This window comes from Bradyrhizobium sp. UNPA324 (genome assembly GCF_006658635.1).
Taxonomy (GTDB): Bacteria; Pseudomonadota; Alphaproteobacteria; order Rhizobiales; family Xanthobacteraceae; genus Bradyrhizobium; species Bradyrhizobium nanningense.
This window is the reverse complement of record NZ_LFJD01000004.1, coordinates 792,029-814,553: the sequence shown is the minus strand read 5'-3', so window position 1 is coordinate 814,553 and position 22,525 is coordinate 792,029. Positions and strand designations below refer to the sequence as shown.

Here is a 22,525-nt window from a genome sequence, read left to right as displayed (position 1 = left end):
TCCGGCTCAGCAACGATCAGGTCTTGGCGCGATCCTCGCCATCCTGCGGCGCCTGGTCGGGTACGGCCGATGGAAAGATGCTGTCATAGATCGCGCGGGCCTCACGGATGAGGCGAGCCCGCTCCAGCTCGGATTTCGAGACAAATCGGACGATGTCGCCCATTTGTGGCTCCAGTGCTCGGATGGCGAGATGCATCCCTTCGCAGATGCGAAGTCTATGCCAGCGGCCTGAATCAGGGGTTTCCAGCAGGCTCCGGGCAAACCCGGTGATCGAGCCGCCGCGCTCCTCGGCGGAGCGCCGCGCGCAGCATCGGCGCAACCGACAAGGAATCAAATTGTGACGGGAGATCAGAGGGTTGCGATGGAGGCCACGTCCGGAATTGAACCGGAGTACACGGTTTTGCAGGCTCGTCAGGCCGGGTTGAGGGGTCCCCATATAGCTGTTTCTATGTTGTTTTTGCTGTTGAATTTTTGATCTTGATCCGTCTACATGGACCGAGTTGGACCCCAAAGTTGACCCTGGGGACCCGGGACGAGGTAGACGGTTTGTGCCCAAACTGACGAACGAACTGATCGAGAGCTTCGTCGCGAACGCGGTCGCTGAGAAGGTCGAGCGCACCATCTTCGACAGCTCGGTGCCGGGCTTCGGACTGCGCGTCACCGCTAAGGGCAAGCCGCTCTGGATCGCCCGGGCCCGCTCAGGGGCCGGCCGACACAAGTTGACGTTGGGCACCTACCCCGAGAAGAAGCTCTCCGCGGCGCGCGCTGAGGCGCACGCCGCGTTGCAGGACATCCGGGAGGGCAAAGACCCGCGGGCAGAGAAGGCGCTCAGGCGCGCGGCCGTTGAAGCCGGCCGCACGACCGTTGCGGAGCTGGCGGACCGCTGGCTCGCTGAGTACGTCCGGATCAAGTTGAAGGCGAGGACGATCGCCGACTACGAGCGGCTCCTCGAGGACAAGATCAAGCCCAGGCTCGGCGCCCTCCCCGTTGCGTCGGTGACCAAGGCCGACGTCATCTCGTTTCACGCCACGATGGCAAACACTCCCCGCCGCGCGAACTACACGGTGGCAACGTTCCGTGCCCTGATGACCTTCGCCGAGGACGTGGGCTTGCGACCTCCGCACTCGAACCCCGCGAAGAAGCTCAAGATGTTCCGGCAGGGCGTGCGCGAGCGGTTCTTGTCGGAAGAGGAAATCGGGAAAGCCGCCGACGCGATCGCCAAGGCGGAGATGGAAGGCAAGATCGGCCCCCATGCTGCTGCCGGACTGAGGCTCGCTCTTTTCACCGGAGCACGAAGCGGCGAGATCACTGCCGCGAAGTGGTCGCACGTTGACTGGCAGCGAAAACTGATCCGTCTGCCGGACAGCAAGCTCAACGAAGGTCGCACCATCCATCTGAGTGAAGCCGCGCTCGCGGTGCTGCGCGAGTTGCCTCGCGCTGGCACGTACATTGTTGCAGGCAGGTATAGAGATGAGCCGCACCAAAACCTCTCGCGCGCCTGGATCATCGCGCGCGAGTACGGCGGTCTGCAGGACGTCAGGTTACACGATCTCCGCCACAGCTTCGCCTCACTGGCAGTCGGCCGCGGGATCTCGCTCTACATCGTCGGGAAGCTGCTCGGTCACAAGGTGCCGGCGACTACGCAACGCTATGCACACCTCGCCCGCGATGTAGCTTCCTCGATCAACGACGAGCTCGGCTCGGTGATGCAGGCCGCAATCGACAAGTCGAAGGCGGCCCAATGAGAGACGGTCGCTACGATGAAGTAGAGCTCGAGCGCATCGGAGCCGCCTTTCCTCGCGCAGGTGCAGGCGATCTGATGCAGGTGCGTCAAGCCTTGGAGACCGCCGCCCGTGAGTATACCGACCAGAGTGTCACGGCTGAGTTGATGACGAAAGCCGCGGAGCAAAGAGACCACTGGAACAAGGTCGATCAGACAGCACGCGAATTGCACCGTCTGCTGATGGCAACGGATCATGGGCTCCCGCCCGTCTGGTGGAGCCCTGATCCGACCCATGATGATCCGGCCTGGCTCGCTACCGCTAGGCGCTTTGCGGACGAGACGGCAGCTCACGCCCGAGGCAATGCTGTTGACTTCGACGCGCATTCCAAAGCGAATGGCGGAACGCGAAACCCAAGTCGGGAGGCGTACTATGGTCAGGTGCTCGCTGTATGGACCGACCTGCTCGGCGGCGAGCTCAAGATCAGCAAGAATGCATCCGACATTGTGCGCGGTCCACTCTGGCGTTTTTTCGATGCCGCCGTGTCACCGGTCCTCGGCACCTCCGCCCCGAGGCCGGGGGCGGTCGCAGACATCGTGAAGCGAGAGAAGCTGCGGCGGGGGTCTTAGGTCCTCAAATAAATTTCAAAGCTCCATCCTCACAGGGTTGCCGACAACAACTATCACTCAATCCATCCGAACGAAGCGAAGTTCAGGTGGAGGCAAATGAGTACAATCCAAGCGAACGTCACAGGCCGCCGAGCCGGTCCTGACACCGTTGTCAAGAGCGTCGATCCCGACGAGTTGGTCGATCCCACTGAGGCGGCCAGGTTGGTGCGGCAGAAGCCTGACACGCTGGCTCATTGGCGGTGCGATGGTCGAGGTCCCGAGTACCTCAAGATCGGTCGCAGCATCTTCTATCGCCGCTCGGCGATCTCGGCGTGGCTCGCCACGCAGATCGTCCGCCCCCAGGCGGAGGTGCGCTGATGACTGAGACCCCCACCTATGACCGCGCCGTGCGGATCGCGAAGGCGATCGCAAGGATGATCCAGAAGGACGGTGGTACCCCTTCACACGTCGCAGCCGTGACCGTGGGCCTCCCTGCATCGACGTTCGATCAGATCAAGCGGGAGAGCCCCGGTCATCGTCACGCTGACGGGGAAATCATGTTTCGCATCGGGGTCAGTGACAAGTTCTCAAATTACCTCGTCGCCTTCGAGCGCGGCGACGACAATCTCACGATCATCAACCGAAACCTCGCCTGGCTCGGGAAACCATTACTACCCCGTTGACCCTTGCAGCCGCGCGGGTGGCAGTTTCCCGCGCCGGCGCAGCCGCCGCCGGCCGGATGGACGCCGGCGGCACAGCGCCCGCAGACCCAAGCCCCGGTGCCTGCGGGCGCATCCCTCCACCAGATCGAGGATCCGAGATGAGTGAACGCTCTCCCTCCCCTTATGCACGCGCCGGCACGTTGATCCGCCTCGTGCGCGACCTTCACAGCTTTTGCGAACAGCACCAGCACGGCGAGATGGCCGGCGGCATGACTTACGACGAGCTCTTCCAGATGGAGCACCAGCTCGCCGAGGCGCTTCGCTGGGTTGAGCAGCTCGGAGCAAGCCGCGCGCCGAAAGCGCGCGCGGCTGAGCGCGTGCCCGAAGATGACGAATGTTTTTAAGGAGAGGACGATGCGCCTAGTCGTGTTTCCCCGATCCCGCAATGTAGGAATGGTCGAGCGCATCGCGCAGCAAATGGCGACCAAAGGCTCGATCGACGCCGCCGAGGACGAACTCGCCTTCGTCCTCGAGGTCGTTGCCGGCAAACTCGAAAGCATCGGCGTCGGCGACGCAGACATAGACCACGAGTGTCATTCGTTGGCGCGGGCTGCTTGGCTGCGATGGCAAGAGCTTCAACTTGACGCGGGTGTCGCATGAAGCGGTTTAGCGCCATCGCGGCAAGCTACCGACCCTCTCCAGCACCACCATCGCCTCGACTTCACGTCGAGATCGCTCTGTGGAAGGCGCAGGTCCTCCCGCTTTCAGGCCGCTTTCGCGGCGCCGAGCACGTGGAGCGGCACGTTGACTTTGTGCTCACCCTCGATGCCGAACGAGGCGAGCAACACGTTCAGCGAAATTTGAAGGCACTCCGGCGAACCCTTGATGAACTCGGTGTCGACCAGACGGCAGCGGAACGCGAGGTTCGTCGCTTCGAGGGCGCGGTGCGCGCCGAGCTCTGGCGTCGGGTTCTCCTGCAAGGTGGTGACCAATGAGCACTGCCACCGCCCGCCACGTCCCTGTCGCGGAGGATCGCGCCCTTCCACATCGAACAGACCATCACGTCGCTCGGTTTCGACCTCGGGAACTCCTTCGCCTGATGTCGATACGATACGGGCGCGAAATCCACGCCGATGAAGCGGGCCTACGCCTGCGGGATCGGATGCTGGATGCCCTCGCATTGAGCGGGAGCGAGGGACGACGTCGAGCCGAGAACTTCCTCAGCCTGTACTGTCGCTGGATGACGCCTTCCGAGCGCGAGAGCGCCATCGAGGCAGCTTTCCGCGATCAACGTCTCTGGTCCGCCGAAGCATTGGGCAACGACTTGGACGTCACCGAGGCAGAACGCAGACGGGCTCGCATTCTAACCTTCCGCGCCGCCGGCATGACCGACGACGTCATGAAGGCCAGGAGGACCGCCTGCAACACGGCCGGGAGACAAAAAAAGCGGGAGGAAGCTCGATTATACCCGAAGGCCAAGGTGAGCCGTGTCGCTCAGCGGCTTGAGGCCATTGTGAGGATCCTTCCGGCCGACTGGGTGAGCATCAAGACCGCTGGTGCTGAGGCCAAGCGACAAAGCCCCACTCACTTCGCTGGCAAACCCGGGAAGAAGCATTTAGCGGCCGCAGTTCATGATGCCGTGAACCTCGGCCTCGCCCAAGGTCGGCTGGAAAAGAGGGTCGTCCCTGGACCGAAATTTCAGGTTGCCGAGATTAGACGGAGCCGCCGATGAGTGCGGTTCCAACTGCCCGCCCTCCCAGACTGCGGACACAAAATCCTATCGATAGGATCACGATAGGAAAAAGTTGTCCGCAGTCTGGATTTCAGACTGCGGACGCGAAAATCCTATCGATAGGAAAAGTGCGTCCGCAGTATTCTTATATAACTGATAGCGGACTGCCGGGCGGTACCGATCATGGTGCTTGCGCTCTGGGCCGGTCGGCTGATCGCCGCCGGCCCTCTAACCAGATCAGCGAGGCCGGCGCGCTCCAGCGCGTCCGGCCGCTTCCGAGCACAGAACTGGCTTATGCACCGTCGTCCACAAGGGCGGGACGATCGCTGACGCGACGCCCGCCTGGCACCGGCGGTCGTGAACAGGACCCTCGCCGCAACACCGCCCACCATCACCACCAGCACGCCAAGACGAGAGAGAGTATGCGCGCGCGTGAGCACGCGGGACGCGCTGGCCCGCTCGGCGGCGCCGCGAGCTGCGGGACAGCGGTCCGGCGGTCGAGCCACCAGCGCCGCTCGCATCAATGCCAGCGCCCCTCCTGCGCCCGGTGCTGGTGCGTCCAATTTCTCAGCCGCTCTTTTCGTCCATCGAGCGGCGGGGAGCCGCCAGCGAGCTCGGCAGCGCGACTGCGACCCCGGCATCGCGGGAAAATCGTCAAGTATCTTTCACCGGGCCGCCGCCATGCGACGCTGACGGGCCCTTCTCTCCTACCTATGAAATTTCACCCGGCTTTTATTTGAGTTTTGGAGCGCCAGCAGGATGACGACAGCGCGATCGCTTTATTCGGGGTTCGCCCACCGGCCCTTCGCATTGCGCCGCCGGCTGCTCGAAGTCCTTAAGCAGCTCGACGCCGCGTCCGCTATGGAACTCGCCGGCCATGCCTACAGCGGCCGTATCGACCGGATGCGCCCAGCGCGCTGCTCGCCGGTACAGGTCGCGACCGTTCGCAAAGCGCTCCGCAGAATGCTGAGGAACGGTAACGCGACCATCGTCGGCCATCGTCGCGGCCGGCGGCTGTACGCCTGGTCCTGCCAGACGCCGATGCGGATCGGTCGGCTCGATGTCTGATCAGCTCGCAGCCGTCCTCGCCATGGTCTCAGGTCTATCCGAGGAGGACCGACGCACATTGGTGGCGCTCATCTCCGGTAGACCGCCGCCGGGCCATCCCGCATCAAGGGCGAAGCGTATACGCAACGCGCTGTTGATCGGTTGCTGGGCGGAGTTCTTTCCTGATCGCAGTCCGTACGATGCCGCGCAGGAGATCGCCACAGCGTGGCGGCGCTACGCCGCCGACGCTTGGCCGCGCGATCGGCTGATGTCCTTGGATAGTTGTCCGGTCAAGTACGCCGGAACCATCCGTTCCTGGTTGTGGGCGCTGCAGGTCGAGAGCCCCGGCTCGTTAAGTGCCGAGACGATCAGGAAAATTCTTGGTCAGGTTGAACTGACCAACCGGAAGGATCACCGTCTGCCTCATTGATTTGGAGGAAGATGTGATCGACACCATCAACTTGCCGGCAGGCGTTCCGTATGCAGTAGCCGAGAAGCTGCAGGGCATCATGGATGCCGCGGCCAATCAAAATGCGGCTCTGCGATCCATATCTGCGGAAATGCGCGACCTGCGTGCCGTAATCGAGAAGGACGAGGCCGTCGTCCAGCAACTCGAAGGGTCGAGCGGCGCAAACGCTCAGCAGATCAGCCAGCTCAGGAACAAGATCCAGCATAGCCGAGCTGATCTCTCGAAGCTGATCGATCGCATCGAAAAGCTCGGTCCTCTTTGGACCTCAGCGAAGCAGCTCATGGACAGGTGCTTGAGCTATGCGCGGGCGAACGCCGGTCGCATCATGCTCTACGAGGGCGACGAGCCCCAGTTGCGCGCCGGCGAGAAGACGCTCGCGGGCCTCGACCGCGCAGCGCGCCGCGTGCGCGGTCTCAAGATGGATCGGCGCGAGGTCGAAATCGCGCCATATCCAACAGCGGACGCAAAGCGGAAGGCGGGCGAGTACCTTGCAGCTCGGGCGCAGGCGGCGCGGCCTGACGTATCGGGCGCGCTCGAACACCTCGAAGGCCCCATCTTTCCCACCAGGGTGCTTGAAAAGCTCGGCAGCGGATCGCTCGACTTCGTGACGATCGACGTCATCGGCACTCTCGCATGGCTCTTTCCGGAGCAGATGCAGGCAGCGATCGACCGCGAGATAGACATCATGGGCGAGGACGAGATCGCCCTCTCGACGCAGGAAAGAGCCGACAAGCTCGCGATCATCGACGCGGACATCTTGGCGGCCGAGCGTGAGGTGGTCACGTTCAGCGAGTTGGCGGGACTGATGCCACCGGCGGACACCGACCCGCGAGCAGTATTGCGGCTCTCCAGCTCCATGCCTGCACCGGCTCTGGATTGAGGAGCTGGACATGAGCAGCACCGGCATCACCTTCGAGCATCTGAAATCGCAACTGTTCAACCGGCCACTCCTGGTCGACGCCGACCGCATCGCCGTGATGATCGACGTACTCGCCGATCGCACCGGCATCGCATTCGACCCGGCCGAGATCGAACGCGCCAACGTCCGGATCGACAGGCTTCCGGTAGGCGCGCGGGCCGCGATGCGCGGACCAGCGCGTCCCCGCTCCCCGAATTCGGGCGACAAGCTCTATCCCATCGAGGCCGGAACGGCGGTGATCCCTGTGCACGGCACGCTTGTGAACCGTGGCGCGTGGGTGGGTCCGTACTCCGGGCTCACGTCGTATGAAGGCCTACGGCGTCAATTCCGCGAAGCGGCGGCGGACGAGGACGTGAAGTCCGTGATCCTCGACGTCGACAGCGCCGGCGGACAGGCCTCCGGCGCTTTCGAGATCGCCGCGGTGGTTCGCGAGCTGCGCGCGTCGAAGCCGGTCGTCGCCGTCGTCAACGATATGGCGGCGAGCGCGGCGTACGCGCTCGCCTCTGCCGCCACGAAGGTAATCATCACGCCGTCCGGCGTCGCGGGCTCAATCGGCGTCGTTCTCGCGCACTTCGACCACAGCGCGCGGCTGGACAAAGCTGGAGTGCGACCGACGCTGATCCACGCCGGTGCTCGAAAAATCGACGCAAACCCCTTTCAGCCGCTGCCCGAGGGTGTTCAGAAGAACCTCCAGGCAGAGGTCGATAAGTTTTACGAGATGTTCGTGGAGACCGTCGCGTTGAACCGGCCGTCGCTCACGCCGGCCGCCATTCGAGGCACCGAGGCCGCAACCTTCATCGGGAAGGCAGCCATCGACGCGGGGCTGGCTGATCAGATCGGCGGCATGGAGGAAGCGCTGGCGCACGTCCGTGCGGCTGCGCCCAAGCCGGCCGCTGAACATGGTCTGCACGGCGTCCAGCCCGCCGCACAGAAGTCGGCACCTCCGCAGCTCTCACCGTTTGAAGCTGCGCTCGCGGCCGCCCATGCTGCCGCGGCTCAGAAGGCCGTAGCCGAAGCTGCCGAGCGTGCTCGGCAAAAAGCCATCAGCGACAGTTGGGCGTCGGTCGTTGATGACCTGGCGCGGAGGACGAGAGGTCCATGAACCAAGTTTTCGACGCACCCTTCAGCAGTCGGGGTGGTCGTCGACACCGCCGCCGGGGAGTTTCTTGGCTTTGCCCGGCGGCGGCTCAATTCTGTGGAGGTTTCGAACCATGACGTTCGCTGAAATGCGCGCCAAGGTGATCCAGGCGGTGCTCGACGATCGTGATCGGTCGCTTGAAGGCGCAGTTGAACGAGCAATCAGAGCCGGCGCCGAGCTTGAGCGAAAAAGGCTTCATTCCATTCTGAGCGAGGTCACTCCGCGCCCGGGCTTAGAGAGGCTCGCGATCCTTCGGGCGCTTGATCCTGAGGAAACGGCTGAGAGCGTCGCACAGTTCTTGGACGGGTATCCGATCGCGCAAGCTCACCATGCGAGCTTGCGCAGGACCATTCACGTCGTCGACAACAACAGGGACGCACAATGAGCAAGATCATCGAGGCGAAGGCTGTAATTTCCGCCGTCGACAAGACCGGCGCGGTGCTCGACCAGATCGCCAAGAAGTTCAAGGGCGTCGAGAAGGCGGGCAAGGCGCTGGAGAACGTCAAGGCGCCGAAGTTCACCGGCGATCTTTACAAGGAGCTGGAGCGGCTCAAGCTCAGCGAGAAGGAACTTGCCGGCGTTCGCAAGGAGTTCGACCGCTTCCACGACACGCTCAAGGCTGGTCCAATCCGCGCCAGCAATTATTTTCGCGCGATCGACGAGTGGAAGGGCAAGACCGTCGACCACTGGCGCAACGTCAAGGCAGCGGTCGATGAAACCGACAAGGCGCACCAGAGGTTTTTCAAGCGGGCTGGTCGCTTCGCGCTGCTCGCAAGCGGTGTCGGCGGCGCCGCTTACGCCGCTGGTAACATCGGTCGCGCCGGCTTCTCGGCGGCAGCTATCGCTCAGCGTGAGAGCGCCCGCGATTATCTGGCCGGGGTCTCGTCGAGCGAGAGCGACCGCCTCGCAGCTGCGGCGCAGAGTGCCTCGACGCGATACAGGTCCGTCGATGCTGCCACCATGCACGAGCGCCTGCGCGACACCGCCATGAGCACGCGCTCCACGGACAAGGCGATCGAGCTGGCCGACACCATCGCCGAAGGCACCACCGTCCTCCAGTCCCTCAAGGGCAAGGACAAGGCGATCGAGGAAGGGCGAAAGTTCTTCGCTGCACTCGACGTGCTCGGCAAGAACGTGGACCCGAAGGAAGTCCGTTCGCTGTTCGACGGCTATATCAAGGCGCTCGGCGTGGAAGGCGAGGACATGGACCTCGGCGGCGCGCTGGCGATGGCGCGGCAATCCCGCGCCGCCGGCGGCGTTCTCTCGAACCGCTTCCTCATGACCACCGCACCTGGCCTTGCTCGCGACCTGGGCGATCCGCAGCTCGGTACCGCGCTGTCATCCTCGCTCTCGCAGAACGTCGGCGGGCGCGCCACGAAGGCGTCTAAGGCGGCTCAGCAGGCGTTCGGGCTTCGTGACGGGCAAGGTCGCTTCCTCGACGCCGACATGATTATGCGCGACCCGGACAAGTACGCCTGGGAGCGCATCATTCCCGCCCTTGAGAAGAAGGGCATTGACGTCAACGATCAGGTCAAGGTCACGGAGGCGCTCTCGAAGCTGTTCTCCAACCGCGTCGTTCAGGACGTGTTCGGCAAGCTCATCACTCAGCGGGAGCAGTATCAGGCGAAGGCGGAGCAATACGGTCGCGCGCCGGGCCTGAGCGCAGCGGGCCCGCTGATGGGTAAGGATCCGTTCGTCGCCTTTGAGGCCCTGCAAGCGCAGCTCCGCAACTTCGCGGCACTCGCGCCGGTGATGGATACGGCGACAAAAACGCTCAATGAACTGACCGACGCGGTCGCGAAGCGAGCGACCGCGGTCCAGAACGGTGATTGGCTCGGTCTCCTGCCCGAAGATGACCAACGCATTCTCCGCGGTGCTCAGAAGCTGCTCACCGGCGGCAACATGATGACGAGTAACGACCTGGATCGGGACCGCATCAAGGCGCGCATTGCGGACACCCAGAAGATGCTCGATTACGGCCTGGGCGACGAAGGCAAGGGTCGGCTACGGATGTTCAACCTCGAACAGGCGCTCTATCAACACGATCAGTTCGCCTCGATGCCGCCGATCTATTCCGAAGCCGAGCTGAAACAGTGGCAGTCCAAGTACGGCAACATCGGCCCGAACGTACCGCTGCCGCGTGCAAGGCCTGCCGGCCTTGGCGAGGCTCCTCCGGTGCAGACGCTGGAAGGTGCCGAGCAGCGGGTTTCGGTGGAGGGCAAGCTCGAAGGTCAGGCCGACATCAACGTCAAGGTCGAGGCCGGCGACTACCTCAAGGCGCTGGTCTCAAAGATGGAGCAGGGTATCAAGCTGCTTGGCTCTGTCAGCTCTAACGGCGCCGGCTCGACCGGCAAGAGCAGTCCCGACGCCAACGCGCCGGCGACTGGCTTCAACACCGGGATGCCCCTTCCATGACCGCCCTGCCCCCGACCGAGCTGGAGGACCGCGTAGCCGCACTGGAGCGGCTCACTCCCGTCGTCAATGCGACACTGGTGGCGCTTTGCGGGTTGATCCTGGGCACCGTGCCACCGGAGAGCCAGCGCCGGATACTGGGGCTCCTGCGGGCGGGCAGCGCGTCGATCCTCGACGGCCTAACAGGCAGCGCACCCGGCGAGCTGCCGGACCTCGTGGCGGACGAGATCTTCGCCGGGCTGCTCGACAACATCGAGCGCCTTGCGAACAACCATCGGGCCGATCGCCACCGGGCTTGAAAGCAACGCCCAAATCATTGCCTGTGCTTGCCGGGCATGGGCGTAAATCGGGACGATCTCCTCGCGGAATATTACCTCAAGGCGGCCGGCGTCGCCGCGGTTTGGATCGACCGCGACGGGCTGATCGGCTCCGAGGATGCCGCGCGTCTCCAGCTCGAGGACGGTCGCGTCGCCTATTGCTGCCCGCGCGGGGCCAACTTCGTGCTCGCTTACCGTCTGCAGCTATGGAAACAAGACCACGATCACGTCGGACCGCCCAGCCAGGCGGCAATGGCTGAGCGGCTGGAGCAGTTCGCCGACGAGGGCGGCGTGGGGATCACGCCGCACGCCACGGCTATCGGTCGGGCCCGCGCGGCAGTCGCTGAGGTGAATGTGAGGCTCGCAGCGATGAAGTCCAAGGGCGAGCTGCGGGAGCTGAACCAAGCGTTTAGAGCCGCCCGCGCGGTGGACAGCTCTCTTCGATACGAAGCATTCATGGAGGCGAAGAAGGCGGCGCTGCTGGAGGCGCTGGCGAGGCGGATGAGCACCCCCTAAGGGAGGAAATGCTAGACCTGCCTCCTTTATGGGCAGCTGGGCTGAACTAACGCAAAGACGAAGTCACTCGGGCCATGCTAACGTTCGGCATCACCGCACGGTTCGTGGCCTCGATCGGTGACTGAGAGCCGAAATGCTCCCGCCTTCGATGGAGCGGGAGACGGCGATGAAAGACGAGACCAGGCATTTCTCAACGACTGAGCCGACGATTGTGGAGCGCTATGCGCGCGCCGCGCGTGAGGACATGGACGGTCCCGAACTCCTCAAGTTGATTAAAGAGCTAGAGGACGAGATAGCAAGGCGGGAGGGGCTTGCTTGAAGCTGCATGAGATCACAGAGGAAGAGCTTCGAACACGGTGAACCGACTACAGTCGCGCAGGGTGTATCGCCTAGTCTGCGACGCTGCTGGCTCTCCCCAGCAGAGCGAGTTTTGCCCGGCTGGTACGCTCCAAAGTTGCTGGTTTAGCTGTTGGAACGGTGGCTTTGCCGTTGGCTTTGCCGGGTCAGCCGATAGTCTGATCGGGGCATGAAGATAATCTCGATACGCCAGCCCTGGGCGGCTCTCATCATCAGCGGCGGGACCGACGTCCAGACCGGCGCGACCGCGTTCAAAGACGTCGAGAACAGGACCTGGGCGACCTCCTATCGCGGTCCGGTGCTGATCCACGCGAGCAAGCGTCCGGACGCGGTCCGGCCCGAGGAGATCGAGCGGCGCTTCGGCGTGCGTCTCAGCAGCGATCAGCAGCTCGGGGGCATTATCGGCATGGTCGACATCATCGACTGCGTCCGGCCGCATCCGAGCCGCTGGTACGCGCCCGAGCACTTCGCGTTCGTCCTCGCCAACCCCCGACCGCTCCCCTTCGTCCGATGGAAGGGCGCGCTATCGCTGCGCTCTGCGCCGGCCGAGCTGCTCGCGCTCATTGACGAGCAGATCAAGCGAGCAGCTTGACGACCGTTTCGCGCTGAAAGGGCGATCTCGCCGAAAAAAAATCGCCTAACACAAAGCGTAGTTGCCCGACTACATTTCGTAGAGTGCTCGCTCGCGACTGGGATCAAAGGCGATTTTCGGCTGTCGCTGCGATTTCACTACAGATCGTAGAAATCCACGTCGCACAACTCTACGCTTGGCAACTACAGGCGACGCCGTCACGCTTCTCTCGCGATCAACAGCGCATCAGCGCGAGAGGAGAACGACATGCAACAGAACTGCCCAGTGCTTGCCCTTGCTCAGAGGTACGACCTCGTCGCGAAGCAGTGGCTCGACAGCGAAAGCGACGTCTCTTATCAGAAGCTCGGGTACATGGTGCTCGCGGCCGATCAACTCACCCCTCAGAGCATCACGGGCGCGACCTTCCAGATTGCGTGCGCGGTGTCGGAGCTTGATGTAATCGCTCGCGGGAGCGATGCTCCGCACATTCGTTTAGCTGCTGAACGGCGCGTGCTGCGGCTGCTGCGCAACGCGCTCATCTTGCTCGAGGAACGCAGCGCCGATCTGCCGTCCGCTTGGAAATTTGTCGTTCCAGCTGGCGACGGACAACTCAAGCGCAAGTACGGTTCTAACTGACGACGTCACGCGAAAAGGAGATCAGGCCGATGGAGCGGCGGTGCGAACCGCCGCTCCTCCTCCACGAGAGCCCTAACGATGAGAGCGATCGACCGCCAGACAAGATTGAAGCGAGGCAAAGAGCTCGGGCGGCTGGCGTACGACATGCTGAGGTTCGAGGACCTCATCGGCAACATAACCGTCGAAGGCGAGCAGAAGCAGCTTCGGGAGTTCGCGCGGAGCGGCTTGTCCGGATCGCTCCTCACGCCATTTAGACCGACGCGGCTTGATGAGTTCTCGCGAATTGAGATCCGGTACCTCGGTCGCAAGGTGCTCGACATTCGTTGGTCGAAGGCCGGCGACTTCCAGCTGATCGTCTACGAGCCGGGCGAATGGGAAGAGCTGCTCGACCGGCTCGCAAACGTGTTCTGAGCTTGCTCTTTACCCAGGCAGAGCGCCGGTGGTCGGCGGAGCGTGAGGCACCGATATTCCCGGCGCGATCGCGACTTTGTTGATGAGCGCATCTTCGACAGGCAGCCTGATCTTCGTGGCTTCTTGTGGTGGTAAGCAATGAACTGCCCATTCTGCACAAAGCGCCTGCCAGAGCGTATCACCACTGAGGAGCAGCTTTGTCGCCGCGAAGCTGACCCACTCGTGATGATCGTCTAAAATCATTGCCTGAGTGCAAGCGTCAGCGACGTCAGCGTAGGGGCGTCCCGTACGAGCAGCTATAGCGTTCCACCCCATCTTCGAGATCGCCGTGAACACTTCGATTTCAGGAGCACTGTCCCCAGGAAGGTTTGTGCACCCCGGCGCAGGCTCAACATCAGCATCCAAGAAAACAACTGTGGGTCGCGGCCATCGCTTCTGAGCTGCCATGATACCGAGCGAACGCCCTACCGAAGATGCACCGTACGATGTGATTTGACATCTCTGGACTAGCTGAGGTGCGTGCGCGGTCAGTATCTCTTGCAGCATCACTGCTGCTCTATGATCTTCGACGTACAGGTCACACTCGAAGTGTGGTTGGTCGTCCATCTTCGACATCGCGAAATCCGGACTGACACCATATACGATCTCGCGACCGTCGGACCGCTTGAGAATTTGAGCCCTCGCTTGGAGAGGAAGCTCATCTAATACGTAGGGTGAGTGCGTGGTCAGAATGATCTGGAGTTCTCGCTCGCGACACCGCTCAGCCAAATCTCGAATGAGCCGGCGTTGTGAGCGAGGATGGAGGGACGTCTCGATTTCGTCGATCAGAATAAGTCCATACTTCGGCAAATCAGCCTGCAAAAATTCAGCGACTGTCGTCTCGCCGGCGCCGGAATGAAAGCCCGAGTAGGAAACACTGTGCTCGCTCAGAACAGACACCGCACGATCGGGATCTGCATCGGTGGCAGCCATCTTCGCCAGATCATACTGACGGCCCATGATTTGATTGAAGCGAGCTAGTCGATACTGGTCAAACGGCTCGGCCGAAGCTTCCTTGTATTGCGGCTTTGCAATGCGAGCGTAGCCACGACGCGCTCCGACCGGCACGATCCGGCTCAGGTCAATATACTCAATCGCGCGCTCGCGACGATCAGGATTGCCGCGCCATCGCCCGCCGGGCTTCCGAACACTGTTTTGAAATATGGCGTCGCCTTCACGTAGCGAGTAAGAGATCGCGGCGTCCTTGATTTGCTCCCAAGCCGTATCAGGGAAAAAGTCGGAGGCGTACTCCGCCTTGGTTGCGTATCTCGATCGGACCTGTTGTTCGGCCGTGCGGTAGACCGAGGCGGCACATTGCAGGATGGTGCTTTTTCCCGCTCCGTTCTCGCCGACTACGGCCATGATCGGAAAGTTGAGATTGAACCGCTGATTTCTCCAGCCGCGCAGTCCTTCGATTGAAATCCAGTCCAGCCGACGCGGCCAACCAGTGTTGGTCAGCCACTTGGCGTTAAGACGCTTCATCTCATTGCTGATTGGCATTCGGGAACTCCACCGGTTCGGATCCGTCCGGGGATATCACGCGCAACTCCAGAAAGTCCCGCAAAAGGGCGGCGCTAAGCGCCATTCGTGCCGCCAAGGACCTTGCGAGCGGAACTCAAGCTCCCCCGCCTCCCGGGTCCCCCTTGGGTCCCCAAGCGTCGCAAGTACACACTCGAAGCTAGGAGGAATTTCGCACTAACCCATTGATCTCATTGATGGAGGCCACGACCAGAATTGAACTGGTGTACACGGTTTTGCAGACCGTTGCGTAACCACTCCGCCACGTGGCCCCGTAAGGGCGGACCAATATAGGGGATCAATGGCTTAGGCAACTGCCTTCATCCGGCTTTGACCGGAGGCAACCCCGGCTGGCGCCCTGCGCAGCCACTCCGCCCTCTTCCTGCCGGCACCACCGATGATGTGGGCCGAAGTCAGGCTCGTTTGCGCCGCCGGAAGTCGCGCCGCCCCTTCGGGGCGGGCTTGGGCGCCAATTCCGGCATCTCGGCCTGGACCTCGCGGTAGCGTGCCAGCAGTCGTTCAAAACTCGCATGCAGCGTCTCGGCGATGTCGGGGCGTCGCTCGAGGCCGGCGAGAATCGTCGCCGCGGCTTCGATGGTCGAGAGCCCGTCGCGGCGCGGCTCCTTGCGCAGACGTCCATAGCGCGAGGGGTGCGCAGGGTTGAGGATCACGCGCTGGCACTTGAGCATCCAGGGATTGCGCCACCACAGCGCCTTGGCCTGGCTCCAGGTACCGTCGAGCAGCACCACGCCTTCGAGCTTGCCGAGGATCGCGCGCTGATTCTCCGCAACCTCGCCCTTGCGGTTGAGCGCGACGATCTCGCCTTCCGCGTCGAGATCGGCGGCGCGTGCCGAGCCGAGATAGAGCACGGCCCAGTGCGCGGCATTCTCGACCGGCCGGCCCAGCGCCTTGGACAGGCTCGGCCAGGACAGGCCGACCCGCACCGTGGCGTCGGCGAAATGCCGCGCGAGCAGGCGCGCGGTGCCGAGCGCCCTGTCCTGCTCCTGCGGGTGCTGCAGGATCAGAAGCGACAGCCGATTTTCAATCGGCGTGACGCTGTCGCAGATGCACAGCGGCATCGGCTTCTGGCAATGCGGGCACTCGGGGATCGGATCGGCGGCGGCGATATCAGGCGGGTTCGACATGAGCGCCGCTATACGCTTGAAGCGGGGCCTCAACAACTCATTCCGCGGGCGCAGGCAGCGGGCGCGGCGCGGACCGCCGCCGCAGGCGGTCGATCAGCAGATAGATCACGGGCGTGGTGTAGAGCGTCAGGATCTGCGACACGAACAGGCCGCCGATGATGGTGATGCCGAGCGGCCGGCGCAGCTCGGTACCGGGGCCGGTCGCCACCACGAGCGGAATGCCGGCAAACAGCGCCGCCATGGTCGTCATCAGGATCGGGCGGAAGCGCGCCTGGCAGGCCTCGAAGATCGCCTCCGCTGACGACAGGCCGCGCTGGCGTTCGGCGTCGAGCGCGAAATCCACCATCATGATGCCGTTCTTCTTGACGATGCCGATCAAGAGGATGATGCCGACGAAGGCGATCACCGTCAGCGGCGTGTTGGTGAGCTGCAAGGCGAGCAGTGCGCCGAGCCCTGCCGAGGGCAGCGTCGAGATGATCGTGAGCGGATGGGCGAGGCTCTCGTAGAGCACCCCTAACACGATATACATCGCCACCAGCGCACCAAGGATCAGAAGCGGCTGGCGGCCGCTGGTCTTGGCGAAGTCGCCGGCATTGCCGTCGAAGCTGCCGCGGATGCCTTCGGGCATGTGCAGTTCCTCGACCGCGCGCTGGATGTTCTGCGTCGCCGCCTGAAGCTGCACGTTCGGCACGAGGTTGAACGACACCGTGGTCGAGGGGAACGACTGCGAGTGATAGACCGCGAGCGCGGCGAGGCTGCGCGTGGCATGCACCACGGCCGACAGCGGCACCTGCGCATCGCCCGCGCCCGCGACATAGATGCGTTCGAGGTTGGAGGGATCGACCTGGAATTTCGGATCGATCTCCAGCACGGTCATGTATTGGTTGCGCTGGGTGTAGATGATCGAGATTTGACGCTGCGAGAAGGCGTTGTTCAGCGCGTTGTTGATGTCCTGAACCTTGACGCCGAGCGCCGAGGCCTTTTGACGATCGATCGCGAGCGTGAGCTGAAGGCCGCCGGGGTCGCGGTCGCTGGAGATGTCGGTGATGCCTTCGACGGTCTCCATGCGCTTGGCTACGATCGGCGCCCACTTCTGCAGCAGACTGAGGTCGGTGCTGGTCAGCGTGTACTGGTAGTCGGAATCGCTCTGCCGCCCGCCGGCACGGACGTCCTGGGCGGCGAACATGAAGAGGCGGATGCCGGCCACGGGGTACAGCGCGCGCCTCAGACGGTCGATCACGACCTCCGTCGAGACGTGGTCGCGCTCCTCCGGCGGCTTCAGGCTGATGTACATGATGCCGCGGTTCGAGGTCGCTCCCCCCGGTCCGCCTCCGGCGCCGACGGTCGAGCCAATACCGGCCACGGCCGGATCCTTCATCACGATGTCGGCGAGCCGCTGCTGCAGACCGAGCATCGACTGGAACGAGATATCGGCCGAGGCGCGCGTCGCTCCGATCACGAAGCCGGAATCGTCGGTCGGAAAATAGCCCTTCGGGACCTTGATGTAGAGCGTCACGGTGAGGCCGATGGTGGCGAAGAACACCAGCAGCGTCGCCAGCGGGTAGTCCAGCACGGTGCGCAAGGTTCGAGCGTAGAAGGCGACGATGCGCGACAGCGAGCCCTCGATGATGCGATCGAACAGTGTCGCGGTGCCGGACGTGGCGTGGCGGATGTAATGGGCGCAGATCATCGGCGTGACCGTGAGCGAGACCAGCGTCGAGACCAGGATGGCGAAGGTCAGCGTCAGCGAGAATTCGCGCAGCAGGCGGCCGACGATGCCGTCCATGAAGATCAGCGGCGTGAACGCCGCGACCAGCGACAGGCTGATCGAGACCACCGTGAAGCCGATCTGCTTGGCGCCCTCCTGCGCCGCCCGGAACGGCCGCATGCCGTGCTCGAGATTGCGATACATGTTCTCGATCATGACGATGGCGTCGTCGACCACAAAGCCGACTGAGATCGCGAGCGCCATCAGCGACAGATTGTCGATCGAGAAGCCCGCGACCCACATGCCGGCGCAGGTGCCGGCCAGTGCCAGCGGCACCGAGATGCCGGCCGCGATCGTCGGCGTCAGCCGCCGCAGGAATACGAACACCACGACCATGACCAGGATCGCGGTCGCCAGCAAGGTCCATTGCATGTCGAGCACGCTGGCGCGGATCGTGCCGGTGCGGTCCACCAGGGTGGAAATCTCCACGCCGGCCGGAATCCATTGCCTGAGCTCGGGGATCAGCGCCTTCACCCTGTCGACGGTGTCGATGACGTTGGCATCGCCCTGCTTGGTGATCTGGATCAGCACGGCCGGCTGCTTGTTGAACCATGCGATCGAGCGCGCGTTGCGGACGGAATCCTCGATGTCGGCGACGTCGGACAGCCGCACGAAATTGCCATTGACGCTCTTGATGACGATGTCGCGGAATTCCTTGGCGGTGCGCATCTGCCGGTTGAGCGCCAGCGTCTCGCTCTGGCGTTCGCCGTTGAAGATGCCGACGGGACCGAGCGGATTGGCGCTGATGATCGCGGTGCGGACGTCGTCGGTGGCAATGCCTGCGTTCGAAAGTGCCACCGGATTGAGCTGGACGCGGACCGCCGGTTGATCAGCGCCGCTAATCGCCACGTTGCCGACACCCGGAACCTGCGAGATGCGCTGCGCCAGGACCGTATCGGCGACGTCGTAAATTGCGCTGGCTGACAGCGTCTTCGAGGTCAGAGCCAGCACGAAGACGGGCGCGCCAGCCGTGTTGGCCTTGCGGAAGCGCGGCAGCGTCGGCAGGTCGCTCGGCAGGTCGACCATCGCGGCGTTGATCGCCGCCTGCACGTCGCGGGCGGCCTTATCGATGCTGCGGCCGATGTCGAACTGGAGCTGAATGCTGGTGTTGCCGAGCGTCGAGGTCGAGGTGATCTGGTTGATGCCGGCGATCTCACCCAGCCGCCGCTCCAATGGTGAGGCCACCGTTGCGGCCATCACGGCCGGGTCGGCGCCCGGCCGATTGGCCGAGACGAAGATGGCGGGGAAGTCGACGTTCGGGACCGAGGCGACGGGAAGGAACTCGTAGGCGACCGCACCCAGCAGGAACAACCCGATCGACAGCAGCGTGGTCGCGACCGGGCGGCGGATGAAGGGCTCCGAGATCGATGCCATCACTGCATCCCCTCGGTCGCGCCCGCGACCGGCGGGCCGCCGGATTCAGCCGGCGGCAGCGCCTGCTCGAGGCGGCGGTTGATGCGGTCGAGCGCGAGGTAGATCACGGGCGTCGTGTAGAGCGTCAGCAACTGGCTGAGCAGCAGTCCGCCGATGATGGAGATGCCGAGCGGAAAGCGCAACTCGGCGCCGGTGCCACTCTCGATCGCCAGCGGCAGCGCGCCGAACAGGGCCGCCAGCGTCGTCATCATGATCGGGCGGAAGCGCAACAAGCAGGCTTGCACGATCGCCTCGTTCGGCGACATGCCCTGCCCGCGCTCCGCCTCGAGCGCGAAGTCGATCATCATGATCGCGTTCTTCTTGACGATGCCCATCAGGAGAATGATGCCGATCAGGCCGATGACCGACAGGTCCTGCCCGCACAGCAGCAGCGCCAGGATCGCGCCGACGCCCGCCGAGGGCAGCGTCGACAGGATCGTGATCGGGTGGATATAGCTCTCGTAGAGCACCCCCAACACGATGTAGATCGTGATCACGGCGGCGAGCAGCAACCAGGGCTGGCCGGCGAGCGCCTTGGCGAATTCGGCCGCATCGCCAGCATAGACGCCGACGATGCTGCCCGGCATGCCGATCCGGGTCTCGATGGTTTTCACGGCTTCGACGGCATCGCCGAGCGCGGCGCCCGGCGCGAGGTTGAAGCTGAGCGATACCGACGGGAATTGCGCCTGATGCGAGATCGCGAGCGGCGCGGTGGTGCGTTTCAGCGTCGCCACCGCCGACAGCGGCACCTGGGCGTTGGGCGCGCCGGCGGTGGCGCTCGCACCGCCCGGCAGATAGAGTTTTGACAGGATCGAGGGATCGCGCTGATACATCGGCAGCGCTTCCAGCACCACGCGGTACTGGTTGGCCTGGCCGTAGATGGTCGAGATCTGCCGCTGCGCGAACGCGTCGTTGAGCGTGTCGGTGACGGCCTGGAGGCTGACGCCGAGCTGGCCCGCGCGGGTGCGGTCGACGTCGAGCCGCGCCCGCAATCCGCCCTCCTGCGCTTCGGAGGAGACGTCGCGGAACAAGGGATCGCGCCGCATCTCCGTCACCAGCTTGCGCGCCCATTCCGACACCAACGTCGCATCGGTGCCGGTCAGGGTGTACTGGTATTGCGAGCGGCTCGACTGGGTCGAGATCTGCACGTCCTGCACCGGCTGGAAATAGACGGTCATGCCCGGGATGCCCGCGACCCTCTGCTTCAGCCGGGTTATGACGGCCGCGACATCGTCGCGCCGCTCGCCGCGCGGCCTCAAGCTCATGACGAGCCGGCCGACATTGGTGGTCGGATTGACCGAACCCGCCCCGATCACCGAGACCACGCCGACCACGTCGGGATCCGCCTTGATGGCGTCGGAAGCTTCGGACTGCCGCTTCTGCATCTCCGCGAACGACACGTCGGGTCCGGCCTCCGTCACGGCCGTGATCGAGGCGGTGTCCTGCAGCGGCAGGAAGCCCTTTGGCGCGACGACATAGAGGACCAGGGTCGCGATCAGCGTGGCGAAGGTCACGACCAGCGTGGCGCGCTGGTGTTCCAGCACCCAGAGCAGCGTCCGATGATAGGCCTCGACGGTGCGGTCGATGAAGCGGCTGATCGCGGCCAATCCCGACACCGCCAGTTCCTCATGGGCGTGCTTGAGCAGGCGTGAGCACATCATCGGCGTCAGCGTCAGCGAGACCACGGCCGAGGTCACGACCGCGATCGTCAAGGTCAGTGCGAATTCGCGGAACATGCGTCCGACGAGGCCCGACATGAACAGCAGCGGGATGAAGACCGCGATCAGCGACACCGTCAGCGAGATCACGGTGAAGCCGATTTCGCTGGCGCCCTTCAGCGAAGCCTCCATCGCGCCGTCGCCGTTCTCCATGTGGCGCACGATGTTCTCGATCATGACGATGGCGTCGTCGACGACGAAGCCGGTGCCGATCGTCAGCGCCATCAGCGACAGATTGTCGAGGCTGAACCCGGCGAAATACATGATGCCGAAGCTCGTGATCAGCGACAGCGGCAGCGCGACGCCCGCGATCAAGGTTGCGCGCAGCGAACGCAGGAACAGCAGCACCACCAGGGTCACCAGCACGACGGCAAGGACCAGCGTGAACTGCACATCGCGCACCGAGGCGCGGATGGTGACGGTGCGATCGGACACGATGGTGAGGTTCACCCCGGCCGGGATCGCGCGCTGCACTTTGGGGATTTCCGCCCGGATCTGCTTGACGACCTCGATCACGTTGGCGCCGGGCTGGCGCTGGATGTCGATGATGACGGCCGGCGTGCCCTGGTACCAGCCGCCGGTGCGGTCGTTCTCGAGGCCATCGACGATCTGCGCGACGTCGGCAATGGTGACCGGCGAGCCGTTGCGATAGGCGATGATGACGGGCTTGTAGGCTTCGGCCGCGGCGATCTGGTCGTTGGCCGCGATGATGTAGGATTGCTGCGCGCCGTCGAGCGAGCCCTTCGGCCCGGAGACGTTGGCGTTGGCGATTGCGGTGCGCAAATCTTCCATGGCGATGCCGTAGGCGGCGAGCCGCGCCAGATCGGCCTGGATGCGCACGGCCGGTTTCAGCCCGCCGAGCACCGAGACCCGTCCGACGCCGGAAATCTGGCTCAGCCGCTGCGCCAGAATGGTGTCCGCAATGTCGCTCATGACCCGCAGCGAGGTCGTGTCCGAGCGCAGCGCCAGCGTCATGACGGGCGCGTCGGCCGGGTTCACCTTGGCGTAGGTCGGCGGATAAGGCAGGGTCTTCGGCAAGACGCCCGCCGCGGCGTTGATCGCGGCCTGCACGTCCTGGGTCGCGCCATCGATGTCGCGATTGAGATCGAACTGGAGCGAGATCTGGCTGACGCCGAACGAACTCGTCGAGTTCATTGCCGACAGCGACGGGATCTGCCCGAGCTGCCGCTCCAGCGGCGCCGTGATCAGCGAGGCGATCACGTCGGGGCTCGCGCCGGGAAGCTGCGTCGTCACCTGCACGGTCGGGAAATCGACCTGCGGCAGCGCCGAGACCGGCAGCGCGAAATAGCCTAGCAGCCCGCCGATCAGAAGCGCGATGCCGAGCAGCGAGGTCGCGATCGGCCGGCGGATGAAGGGTTCGGAGACACCCATGGGATCTGCCTGCCGC

Annotated in this window: 25 protein-coding genes and 1 tRNA gene; 20 read left to right on the top strand and 6 right to left on the bottom strand. The window is 63.9% G+C overall.

The features are described 5' to 3' along the window. Positions 1-16 precede the first annotated feature (16 nt). Positions 17-163 (bottom strand): hypothetical protein, encoded by a 147-nt coding sequence (locus tag UNPA324_RS34975; protein ID WP_164936562.1) that lies wholly within the window; start codon positions 161-163, stop codon positions 17-19. Positions 164-548: 385 nt separating this feature from the next. Here UNPA324_RS34975 and UNPA324_RS03905 point away from each other — a divergent pair, with 385 nt between their 5' ends. The 20 genes from UNPA324_RS03905 to UNPA324_RS03820 all read left to right on the top strand — a co-directional run bounded on the left by UNPA324_RS03905 (position 549) and on the right by UNPA324_RS03820 (position 13,516). Continuing rightward, the gene (locus UNPA324_RS03905) at positions 549-1,745 is read left to right on the top strand and encodes a tyrosine-type recombinase/integrase (RefSeq protein WP_141933590.1); all 1,197 of its coding nucleotides are present in this window, start codon (positions 549-551) and stop codon (positions 1,743-1,745) included. Then, the gene (locus UNPA324_RS03900; RefSeq protein WP_141933587.1) at positions 1,742-2,350 is read left to right on the top strand and encodes a hypothetical protein; all 609 of its coding nucleotides are present in this window, start codon (positions 1,742-1,744) and stop codon (positions 2,348-2,350) included. The genes UNPA324_RS03905 and UNPA324_RS03900 overlap by 4 nt, the downstream gene beginning before the upstream one ends. Positions 2,351-2,446: 96 nt before the next feature. Further along, positions 2,447-2,707, top strand: a complete 261-nt coding sequence (locus tag UNPA324_RS03895) for a helix-turn-helix transcriptional regulator (protein WP_141933586.1) — start codon at positions 2,447-2,449, stop codon at positions 2,705-2,707. Continuing rightward, complete coding sequence (locus UNPA324_RS03890) at positions 2,707-3,012, top strand: hypothetical protein (RefSeq protein WP_141933584.1); 306 nt, start codon at positions 2,707-2,709, stop codon at positions 3,010-3,012. The genes UNPA324_RS03895 and UNPA324_RS03890 overlap by 1 nt, the downstream gene beginning before the upstream one ends. Positions 3,013-3,149: 137 nt before the next feature. Then, positions 3,150-3,395 (top strand): helix-turn-helix domain-containing protein, encoded by a 246-nt coding sequence (locus tag UNPA324_RS03885; RefSeq protein ID WP_141933582.1) that lies wholly within the window; start codon positions 3,150-3,152, stop codon positions 3,393-3,395. After that, the gene (locus UNPA324_RS36125; RefSeq protein WP_502705446.1) at positions 3,379-3,651 is read left to right on the top strand and encodes a DUF6074 family protein; all 273 of its coding nucleotides are present in this window, start codon (positions 3,379-3,381) and stop codon (positions 3,649-3,651) included. Before UNPA324_RS03885 ends, UNPA324_RS36125 begins: the two co-directional genes overlap by 17 nt. Continuing rightward, a complete protein-coding gene (locus UNPA324_RS36120; protein WP_502705445.1) occupies positions 3,648-3,986 on the top strand; it encodes a DUF6074 family protein in 339 nt (112 codons plus the stop codon). The genes UNPA324_RS36125 and UNPA324_RS36120 overlap by 4 nt, the downstream gene beginning before the upstream one ends. Beyond that, positions 3,983-4,723 (top strand): hypothetical protein, encoded by a 741-nt coding sequence (locus UNPA324_RS03875; RefSeq protein ID WP_210246755.1) that lies wholly within the window; start codon positions 3,983-3,985, stop codon positions 4,721-4,723. Before UNPA324_RS36120 ends, UNPA324_RS03875 begins: the two co-directional genes overlap by 4 nt. 759 nt (positions 4,724-5,482) lie before the next feature. Continuing rightward, positions 5,483-5,791 carry a hypothetical protein gene (locus UNPA324_RS03870; RefSeq protein WP_141933576.1) on the top strand — a complete coding sequence of 103 codons (309 nt, stop codon included), beginning with the start codon at positions 5,483-5,485 and terminating at the stop codon, positions 5,789-5,791. Beyond that, positions 5,784-6,200 (top strand): hypothetical protein, encoded by a 417-nt coding sequence (locus UNPA324_RS03865; protein WP_141933574.1) that lies wholly within the window; start codon positions 5,784-5,786, stop codon positions 6,198-6,200. Before UNPA324_RS03870 ends, UNPA324_RS03865 begins: the two co-directional genes overlap by 8 nt. Before the next feature lie 13 nt (positions 6,201-6,213). After that, positions 6,214-7,119 carry a hypothetical protein gene (locus UNPA324_RS03860; RefSeq protein WP_141933572.1) on the top strand — a complete coding sequence of 302 codons (906 nt, stop codon included), beginning with the start codon at positions 6,214-6,216 and terminating at the stop codon, positions 7,117-7,119. Positions 7,120-7,129: 10 nt separating this feature from the next. Then, entirely contained in the window at positions 7,130-8,260 is a 1,131-nt protein-coding gene (locus UNPA324_RS03855) for a S49 family peptidase (protein ID WP_141933571.1), read from the top strand. Between the two features lie 109 nt (positions 8,261-8,369). Next, positions 8,370-8,681: a hypothetical protein gene (locus UNPA324_RS03850; RefSeq protein WP_141933569.1), complete on the top strand. Its 312-nt coding sequence runs from the start codon at positions 8,370-8,372 to the stop codon at positions 8,679-8,681. Further along, a complete protein-coding gene (locus UNPA324_RS03845; RefSeq protein WP_141933567.1) occupies positions 8,678-10,711 on the top strand; it encodes a hypothetical protein in 2,034 nt (677 codons plus the stop codon). The genes UNPA324_RS03850 and UNPA324_RS03845 overlap by 4 nt, the downstream gene beginning before the upstream one ends. Beyond that, positions 10,708-11,007: a hypothetical protein gene (locus UNPA324_RS03840; protein WP_141933565.1), complete on the top strand. Its 300-nt coding sequence runs from the start codon at positions 10,708-10,710 to the stop codon at positions 11,005-11,007. Before UNPA324_RS03845 ends, UNPA324_RS03840 begins: the two co-directional genes overlap by 4 nt. 36 nt (positions 11,008-11,043) lie before the next feature. Further along, a complete protein-coding gene (locus tag UNPA324_RS03835) occupies positions 11,044-11,541 on the top strand; it encodes a hypothetical protein (RefSeq protein ID WP_141933562.1) in 498 nt (165 codons plus the stop codon). A 166-nt stretch (positions 11,542-11,707) separates the two neighbouring features. Continuing rightward, positions 11,708-11,860 carry a hypothetical protein gene (locus UNPA324_RS34965; protein WP_181769280.1) on the top strand — a complete coding sequence of 51 codons (153 nt, stop codon included), beginning with the start codon at positions 11,708-11,710 and terminating at the stop codon, positions 11,858-11,860. A gap of 207 nt (positions 11,861-12,067) precedes the next feature. After that, positions 12,068-12,490, top strand: a complete 423-nt coding sequence (locus UNPA324_RS03830) for an ASCH domain-containing protein (RefSeq protein WP_141933561.1) — start codon at positions 12,068-12,070, stop codon at positions 12,488-12,490. Between the two features lie 246 nt (positions 12,491-12,736). Continuing rightward, on the top strand, positions 12,737-13,105 hold the full coding sequence (locus UNPA324_RS03825; protein WP_141933559.1) for a hypothetical protein: 369 nt from the start codon (positions 12,737-12,739) through the stop codon (positions 13,103-13,105). Between the two features lie 78 nt (positions 13,106-13,183). Next, positions 13,184-13,516, top strand: coding sequence for a hypothetical protein (locus tag UNPA324_RS03820; protein ID WP_141933557.1), 333 nt, complete (start codon positions 13,184-13,186; stop codon positions 13,514-13,516). A 9-nt stretch (positions 13,517-13,525) separates the two neighbouring features. Here UNPA324_RS03820 and UNPA324_RS03815 read toward each other — a convergent pair whose 3' ends face one another. The 5 genes from UNPA324_RS03815 to UNPA324_RS03795 form a co-directional block, all read right to left on the bottom strand. Further along, a complete protein-coding gene (locus tag UNPA324_RS03815; protein WP_141933555.1) occupies positions 13,526-15,055 on the bottom strand; it encodes an AAA family ATPase in 1,530 nt (509 codons plus the stop codon). Between the two features lie 216 nt (positions 15,056-15,271). Beyond that, positions 15,272-15,345 (bottom strand) — tRNA-Cys (locus UNPA324_RS03810). 141 nt (positions 15,346-15,486) lie between these two features. Beyond that, a complete protein-coding gene (locus tag UNPA324_RS03805; RefSeq protein WP_141933553.1) occupies positions 15,487-16,218 on the bottom strand; it encodes a tRNA-uridine aminocarboxypropyltransferase in 732 nt (243 codons plus the stop codon). A 37-nt stretch (positions 16,219-16,255) separates the two neighbouring features. Beyond that, positions 16,256-19,360 carry an efflux RND transporter permease subunit gene (locus tag UNPA324_RS03800; protein ID WP_141933551.1) on the bottom strand — a complete coding sequence of 1,035 codons (3,105 nt, stop codon included), beginning with the start codon at positions 19,358-19,360 and terminating at the stop codon, positions 16,256-16,258. Further along, complete coding sequence (locus tag UNPA324_RS03795; RefSeq protein WP_141933549.1) at positions 19,360-22,509, bottom strand: efflux RND transporter permease subunit; 3,150 nt, start codon at positions 22,507-22,509, stop codon at positions 19,360-19,362. Before UNPA324_RS03795 ends, UNPA324_RS03800 begins: the two co-directional genes overlap by 1 nt. Positions 22,510-22,525: the final 16 nt, after the last annotated feature.